We start from the raw sequence: 12,893 nt of genomic DNA, 5'->3' as shown, positions 1-12,893 counted from the left end.
CCGCGCGGCGGGGGCGGACGCGGAGCGGTGCGGGATCGGGGGGCGTGCTCACGCCCCCATCATGCCCTGGCAGAATCGCCAGGGCCCGGGGACGTCGACGCGGTCCACCCGTCCGACGCCTGCGACGTCCCGGCGGTCCGCCCTGGTGTAACGGCAGCACGCCGGCCTTTGGTGCCGGGAGGTCCGGGTTCGAGTCCTGGGGGCGGAGCGGCGGCTGACGAGACGCACAGCCGGCGCGAAGCGTTCACCCGCCGTTCGGGCGGATGCCGTCGGCGCACTAGAGTGGGCAGGCCCGCTCGTGCCAGTCCCCCGGGAGACCGTTGCCGTGACCACCGCACGTCCCGCCGCCGTCGTCGTCCTCGCCGCCGGCGAAGGCACCCGGATGCGGTCCACCACCCCCAAGGTTCTGCACGCCATCGGCGGACGCACCCTGTTGGGCCACGTGCTCGCCACGGCGCGCGACCTCGCTCCCGAGCGCCTCGCCGTCGTCGTCCGGCACGACCGCGACCGCGTGGCGGCGCACGCGCTCGAGCTCGACCCCGGCGTCGTCGTCGCGGACCAGGACGAGGTCAAGGGCACCGGCCGCGCCGCCTGGTGCGCGCTCGCGGCGCTGGACGACGCGAGCCGCGTCGAGGGCCCGGTCCTCGTCCTCGCCGGTGACGTCCCACTCCTGGACTCCGGCACGCTCGGGGAGCTCCTCGGAGCGCACGTCGCGGACGGCAACGCCGTCACCGTCCTCACCACGCGCGTCGCCGACCCGGCCGGGTACGGCCGGATCGTGCGCGACGGCGAGGGGCACGTCGAGCGCATCGTCGAGGACCGCGACGCGAGCCCGGGCGAGCGGGCGATCGACGAGATCAACACGTCCGTCTACGCGTTCGACGCCGCCGTGCTGAGGCAGGGACTCGAGCACCTGCAGGACCCCGACTTCGCCGCGACGAGCAACGCGCAGGGCGAGGTCTACCTCACCGACGTCGTCGCGCTCGCGCGCACGCACGGCCCGGTGCGAGCGCTCGAGACCGACGACCCGTGGCTCGTCGAGGGCGTCAACGACCGCGTCCAGCTCGCTTCGCTCGGCGCCGAACTCAACCGCCGGGTGCTCGAGGACGCGATGCGCGCCGGCGTCACGGTCGTCGACCCGGCCACCACCTGGGTGGACGTGACCGTCGAGCTGGCGCAGGACGTCACGCTGCTGCCCGGCGTGCAGCTGCACGGGGCGACCCGGATCGCGGCGGGTGCCACGGTCGGTCCCGACACCACGCTCACCGACACCGAGGTCGGCGAGGGAGCGGAGGTCGTGCGCAGCCACGCGTTCGCCGCGCGGATCGGGGCCAGCGCGCACGTCGGCCCGTTCACCTACCTCCGTCCCGGTGCTGACCTCGCGGCGGACGCGCACGTCGGCGGGTTCGTCGAGGTCAAGAACTCGACCGTCGGTGAGGGCGCCAAGGTGCCGCACCTGTCCTACGTGGGCGACGCCGAGGTGGGCGCCGGCTCGAACCTGGGCGCCGGCGTGATCGTCGCGAACTACGACGGCGTCTCGAAGAACCGCACGCGGGTCGGGGCGCACGCGTTCGTCGGCAGCAACAGCGTGCTGGTCGCGCCGCTCGACGTCGCGGACGGCGCGTTCGTCGCGGCCGGTTCCACGATCACGCGAGACGTGCAGCCGGGTGCGCTCGCCGTCGAGCGTGCGCAGCAGAAGTCGGTGCCGGGGTGGGTCGCGCGGCGACTCCCCGGGACGCGCTGGGCTGCGGCCGCCGAGGCCGCGGCCGGGGCGGGCAGGGGCGAGGACGCCGACGGCAGTGACGGCACTGGAGGAGACCAGGCATGAGCGGCATCACCACGTTCGGGGAGCGCAGGCTCGTCCTCATCTCGGGTCGAGCGCACCCCGACCTCGCCGAGCGCGTGGCGCAGGAGCTCGGCGTCGACCTCGTGCCGACCACGGCGTACGACTTCGCGTCGGGCGAGATCTACGTGCGGTTCGCGGAGAGCGTGCGCGGCGCGGACGCGTTCGTGCTGCAGAGCCACACCGCTCCGGTGAACCAGTGGGTCATGGAGCACCTGCTCATGGTCGACGCGCTCAAGCGCGCCTCCGTCAAGCAGATCACGGCCGTCATGCCGTTCTACCCGTACGCGCGCCAGGACAAGAAGCACCGCGGCCGCGAGCCGATCTCCGCGCGCCTCATGGCCGACCTGTTCCGCACCGCCGGCGCGCACCGCCTCATGTCGGTGGACCTGCACGCCGCGCAGACGCAGGGGTTCTTCGACGGGCCGGTGGACCACCTGTTCGCGATGCCGACGCTCGTGGACTACGTCCGCACTCGGATCGATCTCACGAACGTCGTGGTGGTCTCCCCGGACGCGGGCCGGATCCGGGTGGCCGAGCAGTGGGCGGCCAAGCTGGGCGGCTGCCCGCTGGCGTTCGTGCACAAGACGCGCGACATCACGCGGCCCAACCAGTCGGTGGCCAACCGCGTGGTCGGTGACGTGGCCGGGCGCGACGCGGTGCTGGTCGACGACCTCATCGACACCGGCGGCACGATCGCCGAGGGCGTGCGGGTGCTGCGCGAGAACGGCGCGAAGTCGGTCACGATCGTGGCCACGCACGGCGTGCTGTCCGAGCCCGCGCCCCGCCGGCTCGCGGAGTGCGGCGCGCTCGAGGTCGTGGTGACCGACACGCTGCCGATCCCGCACGAGAAGCGCTTCCCCGGACTGACGGTGCTGTCGATCGCTCCGCTGCTGGCGCGGGCGATCCGCGAGGTGTTCGACGAGGGCTCGGTGACGAGCCTGTTCGACGGGAACGCCTGACCGCAGCGGCCGGATGCGGCGGGTGGGCGCCCGACCTACTTGCGATGCCAGCGTTTTGTGCCGCTCGCGAGGGCGGTGCCAGCGATTCGTGCCGGTTCATGGCTCCCACCCGGCACAGATCGCTGGGTTCGCGCTTCAGCCCGCGACAGATCGCTGGGTTGGGGGTCTGGGCCCGCGACAGATCGCTGGGTTCGCGGCTGATGCCAGTTGTTCGTGCCGCTTTCGCGTGTGGTGCCAGCGATCTGTTTCGGTTCGTGGCTCCCACCCGGTACGGATCGCTGGGATGGGGTGTTGCAGCCGGCGCGGATCGCTGGGTTCGTGTTGCAGTCCGCGACAGATCGCTGGGTTCGCACGACCGCGAGTGAAGAACTACGGACGCCGCTCGAGATGCTGCGCCACGCGCCGCACCATGCGACCGTGCGCCCCGAGGTGGACCGCCCAGAACTCGAGCACGGTGTGCTCCTCGAGCATGACGTCGTCGCGACGCTCTCCGTCGTCGATCACAGCGTCGGCATCCACGTGGTTCCGCCGGCCCTGGAGCTCGATCAGCAGCCACGTCCCGTCGCGCCGGAGGAACCCGATGTCTCCGCGGGCGACGAGTCGGCGTTGGGGGTCGCGGATCTCGACCTGGATATCCGTGGGCTGAAGGCCCGCAGCCACCAGGTCCCAGTACGCCCACGACTCCAAAGGTGACGCTCGTTGTCCGTCTGCCATCGCCCAGACCGCTTCGAGCTCCGGTAGCCGGTGCCGGGACGGTCCTCGGAGCCGATGTGTGAGCCGTCGGACCTGCGTGAGACCCTCGCCGCGGAGCAGCTGAAGGTGCAGGGCCGAGTCGAGAACGCCGAGAGCCTCACGCGGAGCGAGCTGCACCAGCGTCTGCGCGAGAGCGACGATCGGATCGATCGTAAGGAACCCGTCCGGGCTCACGACCGTCTCCGACGCGATGCACTCGCGGCATCTGACGCCGCCGCGGTCGCGGCGCGGTCCGCCGCCGGGCACGGTGACCTCGGGTGACATCGTCGACGGCAGCCCTTGCACGCCGTGCAGTGCGAGAGCCGACGGACCGATCGCGATCGCGTGCGGGCCGAACGCGAGCAGCGCGATCACCGCGGCTCGTCGTACCCGGAGCTGGGGCGTGAGTATTGATGGCGGGTTCGCGCCGAGGTCGACGACTCCCGACGTGGGGAAGCGCCACCGCTGCGATGCCCGACGGCGAGCGATCGCCGGGCGTGACACGCCGGCCTCGCGAAGCTGGGCGCTCGAGAGGCATCCCAGCTGTCGCAGCGCGAGCGCACGAACGTTCTCCGGGACGCCGCCGTCGGCGACCAAGGTGATCTCGTCCACGAGCTCGGTCCGCGCCTGGCTCGCGCTGCGGCTGAGCGTCCGGGCACGTCGCTCGCGAGCGATCGAAGGGCCTTCGGTGAGTGGGACGACGGGCGGAACGACGGCGCGCTGGCGCTCGCCGAGATCGAGGCGTCGCACGGTGTTCACCGAGCCAGTGCACAACAGTTCGCGTCACTGTGTCCGGTGGGTTGTGGAAGGAGCTTCGAACGCCCACGCCTCGCACGAGTGTGGACAATCGGACGCCGAGCCCCGCCCGGCGCCGAGCCCAGCCCGACGCCGAACTGACCGCGACCCGCCAGGCGATTCAGTCCCGCCCGTAGATGTCCCGCGTGTACACCTTGTGCCCGCCGCCCGCGGCGTCGAGCTCGTCCGACCGCCGGTTGGCGACGATCACGTCCGCGCGCTTCACGAACTCGCCGAGGTCGCGCACCACCTCGGAGTGGAAGAACTCCGGTTCCTCCAACGCGGGCTCGAACACGATGACCTCGACGCCCTTGGCCTTGATCCGCTTCATCACGCCCTGGATCGCGGAGGAGCGGAAGTTGTCCGAGCCCTCCTTCATCACGAGCCGGTACATCCCCACCACGCGCGGCTGGTGGGAGAGCACGTCCGCGGCGATGAAGTCCTTGCGCGTGGAGTTCGCGTCGACGATGGCCGAGATGAGGTTCTGCGGCACGTGCCGGTAGTTGGCGAGCAGCTGCTTGGTGTCCTTCGGCAGGCAGTACCCGCCGTACCCGAACGACGGGTTGTTGTAGTGCGAGCCGATCCGCGGGTCGAGCCCGACGCCCTCGATCACCTTCGCGGTGTCGAGCCCGCGGGTCGCGGCGTAGGTGTCGAGCTCGTTGAAGTACGCGACGCGCAGCGCGAGGTAGGTGTTGGCGAACAGCTTGATGGCCTCGGCCTCGCCGGACCGGGTGAGCAGCACCGGGACGTCCGGGGCGAGCGCACCCTCGCGCAGGAGCTCGGCGAACTGCCGTCCGCGCGGGGAGTCCGAGCCCACCACGATCCGGCTGGGATAGAGGTTGTCGTGCAGCGCCCGACCCTCGCGCAGGAACTCGGGGGAGAAGATGATCGCCGCGCCCAGGTGGGTCTCGCGCATGGCCGCGGTGAACCCGACCGGGACGGTCGACTTCACGATGATCGTCGCCTCCGGGTTCACCTCGAGCACGTCCCGGATCACGGACTCCACCGACGAGGTGTCGAAGTAGTTCGTGACCGGGTCGTAGTCGGTGGGCGTGGCCACGACGACGAACGCCGCTCCCGCGTACGCCGCGCGCCAGTCGGTGGTCGCCTCGAGCGACAGCGGCACCTCGGCGAGGTAGCGCTCGATGTCCGGGTCGACGATGGGGGAGTGGCGCTCGTTGAGGAGCGCGACCTTGCTCTCGTCGATGTCGACGGCGACGACGTCGTGGTGCTGGGCCAGGATGACGGCGAGGGAGAGTCCGACGTAGCCCGTGCCGGCGACTGCGATCTTCACGCCTCGATCCTAGGGACGAGCGACGCCGTCGCGCGCACGAGAGCCGACCGGGCCGAGGCGACCCGGCCGAACCGACCCGGGGATCGCGAGCGGTCAGACCCCGCTGATGGCGTCGAGCAGCTCCCGGGCCACGGCTTCGGACGCCGCGGCCAGCACCGACCGCGAGGCGAACGACCACTCCGCACCCGCCAGGTCGAGCACCACGCCGCCCGCCTCGCGCACGGCCAGCGCCCCGGCGCCGGTGTCCCACGGGTGGTTGCCGTAGAGGATCGCCGCGCTGGTCCGTCCGGTCGCGACCCACGACAGCTCCGTCGCCGAGCTGCCGACCATCCGCAGGCGCCCCACTCGCGCGGCCACCGCCGTGGTGAGCGCGGCGCGCCGCTCCAGCGGCCAGGGTCCGGTGTTGGTCCAGGAGAAGTCGCCCACGGTGATGCAGCCCGTGGCCAGCTCGCCGTCGGACGTGTGCGCGCGAACGGGTGGCTCGCCGTCGAGCACCTCCCACGTGCCCAGGCCGCGCGCGCTCCAGACGACGCGCCCGCTCTCGACCTCGCCCGTGGCCCCGGCCACGGGCGCGCCGCCGCGCGCGAGCGCCACGGTGCTGGCGACGAGGCCGATCCCCGCCACGAAGTTCGCCGTCCCGTCGACCGGGTCCACGATCCAGCGGTCCGGCACCGTCAGGTCCGGCGACCCCTCCTCGCCCTGGACGGGCAGGTCGGACGCGGCGAGCACGCCGCGGATGGCCTCCTCGGCCGCGAGGTCGGTCGCCGTCAGCAGGTCGGCGGGGTGCGCCTTCACGGCCACGACGGCGCGGGAGTCCGCCGCGCGGATCGCCGCCAGGCCGGCGCGCACCGCGGCAACGGCGAGCTCGGCGTCGGCGGTCGCGGTCGGGTCGTCGAGGGTGGGGGAGAGATGGGTCATGTCAACCATCCTCCCCTGCACAGCGGACGGGTCCGGCGTGCAGGGGGCGAACTCCGGGTGAACGGGGTCACCGACGACTCGCACGGGCGGTCCGCGTTCGCGCAGCAGTGGGGCGCTCCGGGCTGAGTGGGCGGGACAGTGTGCGCGAACGCGGACGGCCGATTATGCGCTAGCGTCGTAGAGTCATCCCTGGGGAGGGTTGGGCCCGCTGAAGCGGGTGAACGAGCACGACGGGGGCTACACGTGCGCGTCGACTTCTGGTGTCATTTCCGCCTGCCCGAGTTCGCGCCGACAGGCTCGGTTGGCGCGGACGCAGACGTCGTCGCGGCCCTTCCGTGAGCTCGTGCCACCCACCGCGGGCGTCCTCGCGCATCGCGTGGATGGATCTTCTCCGGGGCGCATCCATCTTCCTGGTCACGTTCAACCACGCCATCCTCTTCTCGGTGGAGTTCGGTGGAGCCCCACTCGTAGCGCAGGTCGCCAATCAGGCACTTGCCCCGGTTCGGATGCCGCTCATGGTCTTCATGTCCGGGCTCCTCGTTGGACCCTCTCTCGCGAAGGGTTGGCGGCCCTACGTGTCCGGGAAGGCGCGACGGGTCCTGTACCCGTACGTCGTGTGGTCGGTGATCGTCTTTCTGATGAGGTCGATCGGCGATCCATCGGGGATGGTGGCGCGGGCGCCTGAGTTCCTGCTCGCCGTGGCCATCGAGCCCGTCTCCCACCTGTGGTTCCTGTAGTACCTGTTCGTCTACTACGTGGTCGCGCTGCTCGCTCAGCGAGTCTCCGCGCTGTGGGTCGCGCTGCCGGCCGTCGGGGTGTGCGCACTGCTCGACGCCGAGAACGCAAGACGGTTCTTCCTTCTCATGGCGTTCTTCATGTTCGGCACGATGTTCGCGGGGCGGCTCGACGCCCCGATCCGCCTGGTGCGCACCCCGGCTGCGCGGGTTGCCGGCGTGGCGGCTGTCGTCCTCGCGGTCGTCCTAGCGTGTGTGGGTGTCAACGCGAGGTACGTAGCATGGTCGGCACCAATCGTCTGCGGCGGGATCGTGACCGCAGTCGTGGTGGGCCTCCGTTTCGGCGAGTCGCGAGTGCTCAGACCCCTGCGCTTCATGGGAAGGGAGAGTCTGGCGATGTATCTGGTGCACTGTGTCGCGCGTCAGACTTTGTGGCAGGACCCGTTGCTTGCGGGTCCGACGCTCGAAGGAGTCTGATCGATCATGGCGAGACCGACGGCCGTTACGGCTGAGGAGAAGACGAGGATCGTGCTGTCGATCCTGGCCGGAGAGGTGAGCGTGGCAGAGGCTGCTCGCCGGGCCAAGGTGTCGGAGCAGTCCGTGGGGAACTGGAAGCGGCAGTTCCTCGAGGCCGGTAAGACAGGTCTGGCAGCGGGCAAGTCCGGTCCCTCGACCCGGGAGAAGCAGCTCGAGGCCGAGGTAGCCGATCTGACCCAGGCACTGGGTGAGGCGCACCTGGAGGTCCGGGTCTGGAAGAAGTCCGCCGAGGGCCGCTTGGGCCCTTGGCGGACCTCGAGGTGATCCGCATCGAGGCGGGCATGCCGACCACGAGGTTCTGCGAGCTGATCGGCATGCCCGAACGGACGTGGCGCCGCTGGCAGGCCCGTGCCCGGGCCGGCGCGCCGGTCAAGGGCCCGTGGCCGCGCCCGGTGCGTCAGGGCGTCCACGACGCAGCCCGTCGGCACGCCCTGGCGCACCCGGCCTGGGGGCATCGCAAGGTCTGGGCGATGGTGCGCCACGAGGGCTACCAGGTCTCGGCGGCGACAGTGTTACGGCTGCTGCGCGAGGACGGGCTGATCCTGCCCGCGGCCTATCAGCGGGAACGGCGCCAGCTCGCCCAGCGCAGGAAGGCCGCGTTCGCGAACGAGCCGACCGGTGCCAACCAGGTCTGGCAGCTCGACTTCTCCGAGTTCGAGACCACGACCGGTGGCACCTGGCGGATCGCGGGGTGCCGGGACTACTGGAGCAAGTACGAGCACCCGTGGCACACCTCTGCGACGGCGAACCTCCCGCGACGCGATCGCGGCGATCGAGCTCGCGCTGTCGGACTACGAACGGCTGTTCGCGCGAGCGCTGATCGATACCTGCGCCCGGGACGAGAACGGGAACGTGATCCCCGCGGTCACGATCGTGACCGACAACGGCGGCCCGTTCCGCTCCTTCAGGTTCGAGGGCTTCATGACCGCTCACCCCGAGCTGCGCCACGTCCGCACCCGCGCACGCACCCCTGGCCAGAACGGCTCACGCGAACGCGGCTTCGGGTCCCTGAAGTACGAGCGCCTGTTCCTCGAGGAGATCGACGACGTCCTGCAGCTCGTCCACCACGCCGAGGCCTACCGAGCCGAGTACAACACCATCCGCCCGCACGAGGCCATCGCCTGGAACCGGCCACTGGACGTCCACCTCGGCCTGGCCGACCCCACCATCCCCAACTTCCCCACCCCCGAAAACCTGCCAACTACTTGACGCGGGACACACTGGTACCCGACGTTCTTCGGAGTCTCGGCCGGGTACCGCCTCGGCGGTCCGTGGATGGGACTACTGCTTGGGGTCGTGTCCGGCGTGGGCGTCAGTGTCTTGGTCGCTCTCGCCGCGCGCAGATGGCGCCTGGTGAGCTCGCTCTTCGTGATGCCCAAGCGCGGAGACTCGCCCCGGCGCGGCCGCAAGGGGGAGGCACTGGTCGCATGAGCAGAGAGAGCAGGTGGTGGCGCGTGGGTGGGACGGGCCTCGCGACCGCTTGACGCTGAACTGGCGCGGTCGGCTCGATCCGCGTTGGTCGAGTCCCGTCGACCGCGACCACGCGTGAGTACCACGACCGCCCGGCAGCATGAGGACCTACGCTGGCTGACGGGTGGCATCGCACGGACGCTCCGTAGCCGACGGTGCGCTGAAGTCGAAAGATCACGTGCAGCCGCCCGGGGGCCCTGAGTCCGCGCTGACGAGTGAGAGGAGACGACTGTGTCTCAACCAGACGATGTGAGCGCCGAGGTCTCCGAGGCCGTTGAGCGTGAGGTTCTGGTCGCGGCGGCACAGAAACCCAAGCTGGGGTCTTCTTCGGCGCTGCGTCAGGTGGGCTCGACTGCGGTGGTCAAGATCGCGGCGATGGCCCTCGCAGGTGTGGCCGGAGTGGTCACGGCTCGTCTCATCCTGCAGCACTACGGCATCGAGGCGTACGCGCAGTACGGCGTGCTCGCGTCGCTCCCCGCGTTGCTCCCGTTCGCTGATCTTGGCGTGGCCGCGGTGCTCGTCAACGTCATCGCCGAGTCGAAGGACCCGACGAACGACCGGGAGGTCCGCCGGACGATCACCTCGGCGTTTCGCATCCTGCTCGGTTCGGCTGCCGTCATCGCCGCGTTCTCGATCGTCGCGGGACTCGCGCACTGGTGGCCCGCTCTGATCGGCGATGCGCTGATGCCCAACGGGGGAGTGCTGGCTGTCACGCTCTGCGGGGTCGTCTTTGCCCTCGCCCTGCCGCTCGGCGTCGGCCAACGGCTCCTGGTCAGCTCGGGCAAGACGGCGCTTCAGACTGCGTTCACGGCGCTGGGGTCACCCCTCGTCCTCGGCCTCGTAGGCATCTCCGTGGTGCTCGCATGGCAGGTGGGGCCGTACGTCGGCGTGTACTCCTACGTGGCGAACGCTGTCGTGGCCGGACTCTGCTTGTTAACCGCGGCACGTCTCCTCCGGCCACAGGTTGGAGCGGCGATCCGCGACGTTCCGCGCGTGAGGAAGGTGCGAGGAGCGCCGGTGATCGATGTCGCCTGGCCCATGCTCCTCCAGATGATGGCGCTCCCCATCGCGATGCAGACGGGCCGTCTGATCCTCAGCCACATGGCCACACCGCAAGACATCGCTGAGTACACCATCGCCTACCAGCTCTTCAACATGATCGTCCAGACCGTCGGAGCCGCTGGCCTCTCGTTGTGGCCGTTGTACGCGCGGGCCAGGGCCGCCGGTCGTCCACGCTCACCGATGCCCGCAAGCTGGCTCTTTCTCGCTGCGGCAACGGTGCTTGCGCTCCTGCTCTGGGCCGTCATGCCGACCGCCGTGGATCTGATCTCGGCGGGGAAGGTCACCGTGTCGGCTGCTCTGTCTGCCTCGTTCGTGGTCTTCGTCGCGCTGCAGGCGTTCAAGTACCCCGCCGGCATGTACATGACTGACGCGGCGGGGTTGAAGTTTCAAGTCGTTCCGATCATTCTCATGATCCCTATCAGCCTCGGGCTCTCCTTCATCCTCGTGCCCAGCATGGGAGCTTCGGGGCCGGTCATCGGAACGTCAGCCGCAGTGCTCCTGTGCCAGGTTCTCCCGAACTGGTGGTACGTGAAGCGATCGCTGCGCCGCGGGGCTCCGGCGCCCGCAGGGGAGAGCGTGGGGCGGGAGTCATGACGACCAGGCCGAGCGAGGCATCCCTGAGCGTCGTGCAGCTGTACGACGTAGTCCGGACCGTCCATCTCGAACGAGTCCAAGCGCTCGGCGCCGAGACGCACAAGGTCACGATCCTCTATCGCGAGCGACGCTACGACTTCGACTCGGAGCTCGCGAAGACCTTAGCGCTCCAACGCGCAGGCGCGTGGCGGTCGTTCTGGTACGCCGCTCGGCACGACATCGACGTCCTTGAGGTCGCCGAGCCCTACGTGGTGCAGTCAGCACTGCGGAGTCTTCTCGTGATCGCCGCCGCGCGGGCGCGCTCTCGCGTACGCAGACGCCCGCCACCAAGGGTCGTCAGCTACGCGATCGAGAATCTCTCGCCGTACGAGTCCGCGCCGAGACTGCCGCTCAAGGCACGACTGAAGCGACGGGCTCTGATCGTGTTCGTACCAACCCTGTGGAAGCGGCTCGATCGAGTCGCGTTCGGCACCGGTGAGGCGGCTCGCTTGTACGGCGCGCAGTTCGGGGGCCACGAGCCGCCCGTGACTCGACTGTTCGAGTCGATTCCCACGGCGGAGAACCCGGGCGTCAAGGATCCTGCGCCCGTCCTCGTGTTCCTGGGCGACATGTCGATACGTAAGGGGTTCCCCGACGTTCTGTCGGCCTGGGCCCGTGTGGCAGCCGAGGCGCCGACAGCGCGACTGATGCTGGTGGGCCGTGGGGCCGGAGTGGCCGACGCACGCCTGCTCGCGGCGTCGGATGATCGCGTGGGTGTGCTCGTCGACCCCCCGCGGGACGCGATCTTCGAGACTCTGCGGAGCGCCAAGGTGCTTGTGCTGCCGTCTCGACGAATGCCCTTGTGGAAGGAGCAGGTCGGTCTGCCGATTCTCGAGGGCCTGGCACGCGGTTGCCTCATCGTGACGACCACGGAGACCGGGATCGCCGGCTGGCTGAGCGCCCACGGGCACTGGGTGGTCCCGGAGGCCGCGGTCTCCGAAGCCCTTCCGCACGCGCTGGTGGAGGCGCTCACCTCAGCTCGGTCGCCCGAGAGCGTGATCGCGGATCTGCCACCCACCGAGGGTCGTGCTGCGGCCCAGGAGTGGATGTATCGCGAGGAGTGACGTCAGGGCGGATCGAGGCACCGACGCTCATCGGGCGCGGCCGTCGGCGTCAGTCCGGCAGGAGCCGCGCGTTCGTCCCGAAGTCGGCGCGCAGACGGGGACCGGTCGCGGCGAGCTCGGCGAGGTACGCGCTGACCCACCCGCCGTACGGGGTGCTCGCGAGTGACTCGTTGGAGAACCGCCGGTCGTCGGTGAGCTCGGTGACGCAGAACGCCGGCACCTGAAGGTCGGTCACCGGGCCGGACCGCTCGCACTCGGCGATGATCAGCGGGTGGTTGGCGCCGCCGAAGACGTCCACCGACCAGCCGTCGCCGCCCGCCCACACCGAGTAGCGCGTCTTCACCATGGCCCGCCCGCCGCGGTGCACGAGCTCGAGGGCGACCTCGGGGTCGAGCCCGCGCTCGGCCTCGTAGCGCGTGCCCCCCACCGCGGGGCCCTTGACCGTCACCGTGGCCATCGAGATCTCGCCCCGGTGGTCGGCGAGGACGCTCATCGGCGTGGAGTCGGCGTCGAGGGCGGCGTCCAGGCCGCTGGCCTGCACACGGACCCGGAGCGCGTACCCCTCGTCGGCGAGGTAGTACGACTGGACGATCAGCGTGGGGGCGTCCCGCAGGTGCGCGGGGAACTCGGTGACGAGGAATCGGCGCTCGTACTCGAAGTCCTGCGCGTCGGCGAGCGTCTCCAGCGAGTCCCCGGTCACGGCGCCATCGTCGCACCCGCGCGGTGCGACGGCGCCGAGGCGCGCAGACGACGGCGAGCACCGCGTCCCGCGTCGGGTCACCATTTCCACGGGGTGCTGGCGTCGGCTCTCCGTCCGTTCCTTCGGCTCACGTGACGCGGGTGCGGGGA

Annotated in this window: 12 protein-coding genes, 1 tRNA gene and 1 pseudogene; 10 read left to right on the top strand and 4 right to left on the bottom strand. The window is 70.5% G+C overall.

What is annotated here, in order from left to right:
* The first annotated feature begins 136 nt into the window (after nucleotides 1-136).
* The 3 genes from AC3AQ1_RS05040 (at nucleotide 137) to AC3AQ1_RS05030 (ending at nucleotide 2,805) form a co-directional block, all read left to right on the top strand.
* Nucleotides 137-208, top strand: a tRNA-Gln gene (locus tag AC3AQ1_RS05040).
* Between the two features lie 117 nt (nucleotides 209-325).
* A complete protein-coding gene (gene glmU, locus AC3AQ1_RS05035; protein ID WP_108718078.1) occupies nucleotides 326-1,828 on the top strand; it encodes a bifunctional UDP-N-acetylglucosamine diphosphorylase/glucosamine-1-phosphate N-acetyltransferase GlmU in 1,503 nt (500 codons plus the stop codon).
* Nucleotides 1,825-2,805 (top strand): ribose-phosphate diphosphokinase, encoded by a 981-nt coding sequence (locus tag AC3AQ1_RS05030; RefSeq protein WP_108718077.1) that lies wholly within the window; start codon nucleotides 1,825-1,827, stop codon nucleotides 2,803-2,805. The genes glmU and AC3AQ1_RS05030 overlap by 4 nt, the downstream gene beginning before the upstream one ends.
* Nucleotides 2,806-3,174: 369 nt before the next feature.
* On the opposite strand, the gene AC3AQ1_RS05025 is transcribed toward AC3AQ1_RS05030, so the two are convergent.
* The 3 genes from AC3AQ1_RS05025 to AC3AQ1_RS05015 form a co-directional block, all read right to left on the bottom strand.
* On the bottom strand, nucleotides 3,175-4,296 hold the full coding sequence (locus tag AC3AQ1_RS05025; protein WP_108718076.1) for a hypothetical protein: 1,122 nt from the start codon (nucleotides 4,294-4,296) through the stop codon (nucleotides 3,175-3,177).
* 157 nt (nucleotides 4,297-4,453) lie between these two features.
* Nucleotides 4,454-5,626 (bottom strand): nucleotide sugar dehydrogenase, encoded by a 1,173-nt coding sequence (locus AC3AQ1_RS05020; protein WP_108718075.1) that lies wholly within the window; start codon nucleotides 5,624-5,626, stop codon nucleotides 4,454-4,456.
* 93 nt (nucleotides 5,627-5,719) lie between these two features.
* Nucleotides 5,720-6,544, bottom strand: a complete 825-nt coding sequence (locus AC3AQ1_RS05015; protein WP_159096390.1) for an inositol monophosphatase family protein — start codon at nucleotides 6,542-6,544, stop codon at nucleotides 5,720-5,722.
* A gap of 380 nt (nucleotides 6,545-6,924) precedes the next feature.
* Between AC3AQ1_RS05015 and AC3AQ1_RS05010 the strand changes: the two genes are divergently transcribed.
* The 7 genes and pseudogenes from AC3AQ1_RS05010 (at nucleotide 6,925) to AC3AQ1_RS04980 (ending at nucleotide 12,044) form a co-directional block, all read left to right on the top strand.
* Nucleotides 6,925-7,281: an acyltransferase family protein gene (locus AC3AQ1_RS05010; RefSeq protein ID WP_108718073.1), complete on the top strand. Its 357-nt coding sequence runs from the start codon at nucleotides 6,925-6,927 to the stop codon at nucleotides 7,279-7,281.
* 18 nt (nucleotides 7,282-7,299) lie between these two features.
* Nucleotides 7,300-7,755, top strand: a complete 456-nt coding sequence (locus AC3AQ1_RS05005; protein WP_108718072.1) for an acyltransferase family protein — start codon at nucleotides 7,300-7,302, stop codon at nucleotides 7,753-7,755.
* 6 nt (nucleotides 7,756-7,761) lie between these two features.
* Nucleotides 7,762-8,079: a transposase gene (locus tag AC3AQ1_RS05000; protein WP_108718071.1), complete on the top strand. Its 318-nt coding sequence runs from the start codon at nucleotides 7,762-7,764 to the stop codon at nucleotides 8,077-8,079.
* A gap of 17 nt (nucleotides 8,080-8,096) precedes the next feature.
* Nucleotides 8,097-8,300, top strand: a pseudogene (locus AC3AQ1_RS04995) (transposase); the annotation flags it as partial.
* A 367-nt stretch (nucleotides 8,301-8,667) separates the two neighbouring features.
* Nucleotides 8,668-9,024, top strand: coding sequence for an integrase core domain-containing protein (locus AC3AQ1_RS04990; protein WP_234417797.1), 357 nt, complete (start codon nucleotides 8,668-8,670; stop codon nucleotides 9,022-9,024).
* Nucleotides 9,025-9,516: 492 nt separating this feature from the next.
* Entirely contained in the window at nucleotides 9,517-10,941 is a 1,425-nt protein-coding gene (locus tag AC3AQ1_RS04985; protein ID WP_234417796.1) for a lipopolysaccharide biosynthesis protein, read from the top strand.
* Between the two features lie 32 nt (nucleotides 10,942-10,973).
* On the top strand, nucleotides 10,974-12,044 hold the full coding sequence (locus tag AC3AQ1_RS04980; protein WP_159096389.1) for a glycosyltransferase family 4 protein: 1,071 nt from the start codon (nucleotides 10,974-10,976) through the stop codon (nucleotides 12,042-12,044).
* 49 nt (nucleotides 12,045-12,093) lie between these two features.
* Here AC3AQ1_RS04980 and AC3AQ1_RS04975 read toward each other — a convergent pair whose 3' ends face one another.
* Nucleotides 12,094-12,744 (bottom strand): CYTH domain-containing protein, encoded by a 651-nt coding sequence (locus tag AC3AQ1_RS04975; protein ID WP_108719994.1) that lies wholly within the window; start codon nucleotides 12,742-12,744, stop codon nucleotides 12,094-12,096.
* Nucleotides 12,745-12,893 lie beyond the last annotated feature (149 nt).

The organism is Miniimonas sp. S16, from assembly GCF_057748195.1.
This window is presented reverse-complemented; position numbering and strand designations above follow the sequence as displayed.